The 8,193-nt window shown below is 65.5% G+C and carries 5 protein-coding genes and 1 pseudogene; 4 read left to right on the top strand and 2 right to left on the bottom strand.

Translation table 11 applies throughout. From position 1 onward, the window contains the following. Positions 1 to 75 precede the first annotated feature (75 nt). Positions 76 to 534, top strand: a pseudogene (locus ABD747_RS19955) (transposase); the annotation flags it as partial. Positions 535 to 699: 165 nt separating this feature from the next. Next, positions 700 to 1,719, top strand: coding sequence for an aminoglycoside phosphotransferase/kinase family protein (locus tag ABD747_RS19960; protein ID WP_344807897.1), 1,020 nt, complete (start codon positions 700 to 702; stop codon positions 1,717 to 1,719). Positions 1,720 to 1,942: 223 nt separating this feature from the next. Here ABD747_RS19960 and ABD747_RS19965 read toward each other — a convergent pair whose 3' ends face one another. Beyond that, a complete protein-coding gene (locus ABD747_RS19965) occupies positions 1,943 to 3,268 on the bottom strand; it encodes a DUF6884 domain-containing protein (protein WP_344807899.1) in 1,326 nt (441 codons plus the stop codon). Positions 3,269 to 3,413: 145 nt separating this feature from the next. Between ABD747_RS19965 and ABD747_RS19970 the strand changes: the two genes are divergently transcribed. Next, complete coding sequence (locus tag ABD747_RS19970) at positions 3,414 to 4,547, top strand: hypothetical protein (protein WP_344807901.1); 1,134 nt, start codon at positions 3,414 to 3,416, stop codon at positions 4,545 to 4,547. Between the two features lie 465 nt (positions 4,548 to 5,012). After that, positions 5,013 to 6,791: a hypothetical protein gene (locus tag ABD747_RS19975; RefSeq protein ID WP_344807903.1), complete on the top strand. Its 1,779-nt coding sequence runs from the start codon at positions 5,013 to 5,015 to the stop codon at positions 6,789 to 6,791. Between the two features lie 103 nt (positions 6,792 to 6,894). Here ABD747_RS19975 and ABD747_RS19980 read toward each other — a convergent pair. Next, positions 6,895 to 8,193: toprim domain-containing protein (locus ABD747_RS19980; protein WP_344807905.1), on the bottom strand; the 1,299-nt coding region annotated here is incomplete at its 5' end.

The raw sequence follows: 8,193 nt of genomic DNA on the forward strand, positions 1-8,193 counted from the left end.
AAGCGATCCCGCGACCACGTCGGCATAACCATCAGATCGGCATAATGGGTGTTATGCCGACGTCGGCATAACACCCACTTGATCAGGAACACGTTCCGGCTGGCGTCGCGGCGGGACTGGGACCGGCTGAAACGCGACGTGAAACCGATCTACGCCGCCCCCAACGAAGCCGCGGCCCGGGCGGCTCTCGACGACCTGACCGACAGCTGGGGCGCCAGGTATCCAGCGATCATCAGACTGTGGACTAACGCGTGGGCCGAGTTCATCCCGTTCCTCGACTACGACGTGGAGATCCGCAAGATCCTCTGCAGCACGAACGCGATTGAGAGCTTGAATGCCCGCTACCGCCGAGCGGTGAAGGCCCGCGGCCACTTCCCGACCGAGCAAGCTGCGATGAAGTGCCTGTACCTGGTCACCCGATCCCTGGACCCGACCGGCAAAGGGCAGGCACGATGGACCATGAGGTGGAAACCGGCACTCAACGCGTTCGCCACCACGTTCGCCGACCGCTGGCCGGCGGCAGAAACCTACTGATGAAAACCGCCGGAAACACCGTTCTCGTTACAGACCCCATAGCGCCCATCGGGTCGTCCCGAGTTCCGCGTAAAGCGCTGTGGTTGTAGGACGCACTGGCGATGCTGGGTACGACGAGGAGTACGCCCCTGAGGCGAGCTGTCGTGGAGGGTTCATGCTCGTGTCGTGGAAGAGAGCGCCGAGATCGACGGGTCAGAGCAGATCAGCAGCACCGAGCGCGCGGTTCATGGCGCGGTGACGTCGTCAGAGTTACGCGCATTCCTCGACGACTGGCTGCACGGCCGGCTCGGCAGCATGATCGCTGACGTGCGGTTCCGTGCAGGCCGCATCGATGCTGTCTGGGGCGTAGAGCTGCAAGACGGCCGAGAGGTCGTGATCAAGGCGCACCGGGCCCCGGTCGACGTTGACGCCGCTCGGGCAACGGTCGACGCCCAGCAAGCGCTGGTGGCCGCGGGCTTTCCCTGCCCGGTCCCCCTGGCGGGGCCGGACGAGGTCGATGGCCGCGTCCTCACCGCAGAAACCCTGATCGCGGGCGCGAGGCCTGACGGTCGCCAGCCCGCCATGCGTCGGCTGCTGGCCGACGGGCTCGCCCGGCACATCGACATTCTGCGGGCGCACCGGGACCTGGCCCGGCGCGCCGGTCCGGGACCTTCGTGGTGTCGCTACCAATGCGGTCCGTGGCCAGTCCCCCACGACACGCTTGTCGACTTCGAGTTCACCGTCGCCGGCTACGAGTGGCTCGACGGGTTTGGGCGGCGTGCGGCTGATCAGATGCTTGAAAATCGAGAGCCTGATCAGGTCGTCGTGGGTCACGCCGACTGGTACGCCGGGAACACGGCGATGGTTGGCGATCAGCTCGTCGGGGTCTTCGACTGGGAACTGGTGGCCGACACCGAAGCGGTCATCGCCGGCTTCACAGCCTCGTGCTACGCCGCCAGCGCCTCGGCTGGAGGCGGGCTGTCGAGCCCGCGGGAGGCCGCTGCCTATCTACGGGATTATGAGGAGGTGAGAGGGCAGCAACTCTCCGACAGTGAACGCCGGGCCGCTGCCGCCGCGGCCGCCTGGATCCTTGCCTTCAACGCCCGCTGGCAGGTGGCGCTGATAGCTCACGGCATGTGTGACTTCTCCGTGATCGACCTCGTGCAGGACCACCGGGAGGACTACCTGTCGCTGTCCTGGTCGTAGTCACGCCCTGTCGGGAGTCAACGCAGCCGGTCGTCTATCGGTCGATTGAAGAGTCAGTCGTCACGGCTGGCGGAGTGTCGAGCCCTCCAGGTCGGGGGCGCTCCCCCTGCCACACCTCCGATTAAAGCCCCTGGGCTGTCCGGTGAGGGCGACTATGTCGTCTACTACTCTTGCCGGCCCTCAGGCAGCGACTCGAGTTTGCGCCTTGGTTGGGTTGTCTAGGTCAGCCATCCTGGTCCTCTTCCTCGACGACAGTAGGCTTCCCTGCGTATTGCTTGCGCAGCGCCGAGAGCCGCAGCCGTGGCGGAGTCTTGCTGACCTTGGCGAGGTTCAAAGGTGGGTCGAGCGCCGCCAAGATCTCTGACTCAAGAGCGTCCAAGGTGTCGGCATCGGCAATCGGGATGGTGACCACTCGCAGGTGCGCGTGCATCCAACCGGTCAGCTCAGCCTCGTCGATGGCAGATGAGCCATGAGCGCTGGCCAGGATGGATCCAAGGCTTCTACGCAGGGTCGAGAACTCGTGCCGCTTTCCGAGGTGCATGGTGGTGATCCGCCCCCAGAGGGTGTTCGACGACTCGGACCCTCCGCTTCGGGTCGCGCCAGCCAGGCCGGCATAGATGAGTCCGGCCGCGATCTCGTGCCCCAGTCCCCTGCTGAGATCTTCGGCACCGACCTCGTCGACCCACCAGCTGTACATTCCCGGCGATCGCAGGTCCGCCCCGTTTGACGCTAGGAGATCGGCTAGCGCGACAGCTCTGGATTGATCCTGAAGCTGCTCGGTGACCTTCGCGGCGGTGCTGTGTGAGTCGGCTCCACGGCGCAGGTACCACGACAGGCGTCGCCCGAACGACAACCCCTTCAGCTGGTCGACGACGACCGCACCGAGCGGCGCCAGTGCCGCCTCGGCGGACTCGACGTAGGCCGCACCAGCATGGATGTCCACGACCAGTCCATTGATTGGTCCGACGGCTTCGCCCAGCTGAGTGGCCACGGTCTGACCCCACGATCGCCGGTACTCGCGGGTGGTGTCGGGCAAGTACCGCTCGTAGGGCTCGAGCCAGTCGTCGGGAGCGACTAGCCCATGCTCTGCTGACAGGATGAACCAGGGCGCGCCGGAGGCTTCAGCGTAGGCGCGCATCTTCTTGAAGTAGTCGGACGTGTAGAGGTCCTTCGCGGGCGCACCGTGGCTCAGTTTGCTCTTCACGCACCCCACCAGCACGACGTCGGGGCTTGTTTGCGGCGTCTTGGTGACGGCGGCAGATCTTGATCGCGCCGCAGGAGCCCGGGGCGGACCAGGCGCGGTGACGAGCTGCTGGCCGCGGCCGATCGAGAACCCGAGATTGGCGAGCCACCGACGGGCCGACTGCGACTGGAACCGCTGCCGATCCGGTACGCCGGTTGCGAGCGCGATTGCCTGCTTCGCCGGCCAGCGCACGCCGTCGATTTCGACCCAATATTCCCGGATCGGCTCGGGCACATGATTGGCGATGCGCGCCCGCACCATGTCTGGGGTGAGTTCGAACGGTTCACCGTCCAGCGTGAACTGCATACCTATTGATACCTGACGGCGGCGACATAGGGACGCCTCGCGGGAGCGCCATGCCCTATCGATCTTGGCCACACCAACGTCGGCGATTGTTGTCGGGGTTGCCGGATAGCGTTCGACACACTGAGACGCGACGGGAGGTAGCCAGGTGAGCGATGAGCAACGCCACCCGGACCTTTCATTCGTCGTGCCCGCCGCGAACGAAACCCGGTGGAGCGATCTTCTTGCCTCCCTGATCGCGACCGATCCGGCACCCATCAAGGAGCTGGTTGGGGGATTACCGGACGCCGTCCGGCGCGAGGTCACGGTGGCCGGTCAGGTCGCCCGGCGATCCGACCGGCTGGACCTCTTGCTGCTGCGTGACGGCCAGCAGCTCGCCATGATCGAGGCGAAGGTTCTGGCCGACCTTGGATCGCAGCAGCTCGCCCGATATGAGGCGGCGTTTCCCGAAGCCGAGGCGCGCTTCGTGCTTCATCTCGGCAGCCTGCCCCTAAGCCTCATGGCTGCTCCGAGGTGGCGTGCGCTGACTTGGGAGGACGTACTGAGCGCCTTCAGTGAGAGCGACCACCCGTGGGTCGCTGCCACGGCTCGTGCGTGGTTGCGGCAGCTCGACAGCCTGGTGCCCCGCGTGGATGCCGAAACGGTCTGGAACGACGTCCCAGATGACGCGGCAGGGTTCGAACTGGCACTACGCACGCGTGTCGCCTGGCTCGCAAGTCGGATGGACGCATGGTGCGAGCTGGAGCATGACCTGGAGCAATCATCGGGCGGGGGCGCGTGGGTGGCGGCGATTCGGGTGCCGTCCTCATCCCTTGGCCACAAAGTTATCGTTGAGATTCAGGAGGGCCTACCCGCCCAGGCATGGCGCCCCAATCCTGCGCTGGCCTACCGCGATCGGCTTCCCGGACCGGTTGTCCTCGTGGGGTTGAGCCAGTCGGGGGTCATCACATCCGCCGACTTCGATTGGCCGCTTCTGCACCAGCTGTTCCGCGACCGCATCGTCGACGACTCGGGTGCCGTCGTGGACGGCCGCGCGTGGCAGCTGACTTCCGCCAATCCCCGTGACGCGGTGGACCGGGCCAACTGGCAAGCCATCGTCGCAGCCGGCGCTCCGAAGTGGATCGGCAAGGGGTACGGCATGGCGACTGCAAGAACGCACGCCGTGTGTGCGTTCGGCGCGCGGATCCAGCTCGATCCCTGGAGCACGCTCGGCGAGATCGATGCCGAGTTGCAGGCGCTTCAGGCACTCATCATCGAGATGGCCGAGAGCGTGGCATCGTGATCGCCCATGCGTCCAACCAATACCTGATCGAGCATCTTCGACTCGGCCTCGAACGTGGGGATGCCGAGGGACGCAGCCGGATCCGCTGACCTCTCTACATCGAGGAGGAGCAGGACGACCTCCTGCCGATGTTGCACCCTTACCTGTAGGACAACGCAACCCTGCACGACGAGGAATGGCACCGTTCCAGGCAACATCACGACGCTATGGCTGCCACCCGCCAGCGCGCCTGAAACGGTGCGGAACGGTGGGCTCGCGGCTGGCGGCTGTACTGAAGTTCCGACGAGCCTGAGCCAGGGCCTCGTCGAATGCAGCGTCAGGGTCGGCCTGGACGTAGGCGGTAGCTCTCAAGTCACGAACTCCAATACGGAGCCCGCTGAACGGCAGGACGTCCTGCCGTAGCCTTCGGCCAGGACGCCGACGTCGTCGTCTGCCTACACACGCCCCTCGCGCGGAGGAGATCGCATGGAGGACTCGACGGCGAACGCCGAGCCTGAGGACGACGGCCGGAGCAAAACCACCGACTCATCTGCTGTGGACAACTCAGCGCCTGCTGTGGACAACTCAGCGCCCACTTCGGACATTGACTCGCCCAGGCCATTGACGGTCGTCGCGGAGATGCTTCCAGGTGTGGCGGTCGTCTTCGGTGAGGTTCCGGCGGAACTCGAACTCGATCTGATCGACTTTGGGCTCGTGTCGACTGACGACCAGAAGCAGGTCTCTAACGTCCTGGCTTCGATCGGCACCACGGCGACGGTGGCCGGCAACCTTGGGAACGCACTTGCCAGTGCGCGGGGGCTCTACAAGCTCAGCGATGCAACCCAAGCCCTCCTGAAGGCTGGCGGAACCCTCGCAGTCAAGGATGGCGCAAACCTCGGCACAGTGCTCCTGCCTGGCACTCTCGCGCAGGCCCGCTTCATTCCAGTGACTGCGGTGAGCGCAGCCGGGGTCGCCGCCGCGCTTGGACCGGCCGTGGCCATGATCGCTCTTCAGATGTCGCTGAATGAGATCTCGGGCCTGGTCACCACCAACATCGCACTGACCAGCCAGGTGCTCACCGACATCCGCCACGATCAGTGGACCGAACTGACAGGCCTGGTCGCCACCATCGATCGCGTCGTTGACCAGGCAAGAGAAGTCGAATCGGTCCCGAAGTCGCTATGGGAGACAGTCGCAGGCAAGCGCGCTAACCTGCTCAAGCAGCGTGACCTCTACCGGATGAACGTCGGCAATCACGCACGACAGATCGCTGAGCTCGACACACGCCGTCGACGTGAGTACTTGGAGACGAATGCCCAAGCAATCGTCTTCGACGCCAACGCACTCCTGTCTTCCCTCAAGGCATGGACCGGATACCAGGCGCTTCACGCCGCGCGGGCGAGATCTGCTGGGCAGGAGGACGCCGGCGAGGCCCGGCTTGTCGACGCCATCGCGCGAGAGACTCGCGATGTGCTGGACTCCTCACTCGCCGAGACGACAAGGCTCCTCGATGCGCTGACCCGGGAGTTGCGCGTCGTCGCCGAACTGCCTGGTCACGACACACTGCCATTGCCGGGAAAGCGCAAGGACTCCAGGGCAGCCCGCCGAACCGCAGCCCGTCTCTTGCATGCGATTGAGCCTGTTGCCAACGCTCTTCATCCACCGGCCCCACCGCTCGGGGCTCCGGCCGTTGTCTGTGCACCCGAGACGCTGGATCTCAAGCCGTACCTTCGCATTTTGCGGTGGTTCGTCGAGGACGATGAGACGCTCCGCGTCATCGGCTTCCCTCACGAGTTCGATGCTCTCGGTCCCGTTAGTGCGATCCTCGACACGGCGAAGGAGAAGTGGGCGGCAGCCAGGGACAAGGCGCCCGCCAGAACGCTAGTCGCCGTCACCGATCGCCGCATCGTCACGGCCGAGACGAATGCATTCCTTGAGCACGGCGAGATGCGTCCCGACATTCCGATTGACCAAGTTCGATACGTCCGAACAACGACAACACGGGCCGGTACCGAGCGCCTTGCGATCGACCTCATCACGCGTGAAAAGAACATCCGATGGCTCTTCTCCGCTGACGTCGGCACCGCTCAGACGGATGCGCTTGCCGCTGTGCTGGCCGAGTCGATGACGATCCCAGACGCTGAACGCGATGAGCTTCAACAGCGACGCGTCGCGTCCATCGAGACAAACACGGGCGCCGAGAGTGCAGATACGGGATCTTCGGATCCGATTGGATCCGAAGCCACGACCTGCAATCCCGAGTAGCAGCCGAGCCGACTCGCGTCGGCCGGGGGAACAAAATCCCTGGTATTCGGTGACCTATCGTTGCTGCATCCGCACCCCGGATCCCTTTTCAGTTTGTACGAGCTCAGCGCTCACGATCGGGATCTTCGGGCATGGTGCCACGGGGCGGGTCCTCCTCGCGGCGGTGCCGCTCCCCCGTCCGGGCGATTTCCGAGCCCGACGCTCCACTGTCCCGCTCGTATCCGGTGCTCGCCGTCCGTTCATGCGCGTCGGTGGATTGGCGCAGAGCGGCGAGAGCCGTGGCGGCGCTATTGAGCCGTTCATGAACCTGCTCGACCAGCGCGCCTGAAGCCGCGCCGTCGAAATCTGAACCCGTGGTCAGATCGTCAGCTTCGGCACCCGGCATTTCCGATTGTTCTCTGTCGGTTTGGTTGCTCCGTTCGGCTGCTCCCGATGGCGAAGCCGCTGCTGTTCGCTGGTTGCCCCAGGATTGGGCGGCCTCGTTGGTCGTGATCGTGACCAACTCGAGATAGTGATCCCGGTCCTCAGCGGCCGCGTCGGCGAGCATGGCCGCGGCGGCGGCAATGAGTTCGTCGCGCTGATCGGCGGGTGCGGCGGCGATGGTGGTGCCGAGCTTCCGGGCCACATCCACCACCGCGTACAGGTTGCCGTCGCTGAGGTGTTCGCGGCGCCGGCTGATGATGTCGGAGATCAGGTGGGCGGCGAGTGGCGGTGCGATGTCGACCGCGACAAGAGCGGCGGTGAGGCTGTCCGGGGCGGCGCTGTAGGCGTCGGCTGGGTCGTTGAAGCCTTGTTCGCCGTCGGTGAGGATCAGTTTGCGGGTGTCGACGCCGCGGGTGGTGAGGAGCCAGTAGTCGCGTTCGGCGGCTTTCAGTCCGGCGGGGTCGTCGTCGGTGGCGTGAAGGATTATGTGCCGGCTCGCCGCGGCCGCGAACGTGTCTGCTTGTGCCGCGGTGAGTGCGGTGCCTAATGGGGCGAGCCCGACGGCACGACCGTCGCCGGCCATGGTGATGGCGAGGGCGTCCATGACGCCTTCGACCCGGACCGGGACGGCTCCGTCGGCGAGCCGGTCCCGGTTCTCGGTGTACCCGAATAGCAGCTCGCCTTTGGTGAAGATCGTGGTGGTGGGGGTGTTGAGCCACTTCGGCGCGTCAGTGTCGCCGGGGGCGGCGCGTCCGGTGAACCCGACGAGGTCGCCGTCATCGTTGCGGATGCCGAACACGACCCTGTCACGCATGAGGTCGATGAGGGTGCCGCGGCGTGACCATTTCGCCAGGCCGGCGTCGACCAGCTCGGTGTCGGTGGCACCGCCGACGCGGAGATGGTCGGCCAGATTGGACCAGCCGGCCGGGGCGTAGCCGACGGTGACCCGATCATCGTTGGCGAGGTTGTCGCCGAGCCG

The sequence above is a fragment of the Microlunatus ginsengisoli genome (assembly GCF_039537205.1).
Taxonomy (GTDB): domain Bacteria; phylum Actinomycetota; class Actinomycetes; order Propionibacteriales; family Propionibacteriaceae; genus Microlunatus; species Microlunatus ginsengisoli.

Excerpts from the sequence above, each read along its gene's own strand:
- ABD747_RS19965 (WP_344807899.1), bottom strand. The coding sequence starts at position 3,268 with ATGCAGTTCACGCTGGACGGTGAACCGTTCGAACTCACCCCAGACATG.
- ABD747_RS19975 (WP_344807903.1), top strand. The coding sequence starts at position 5,013 with ATGGAGGACTCGACGGCGAACGCCGAGCCTGAGGACGACGGCCGGAGC.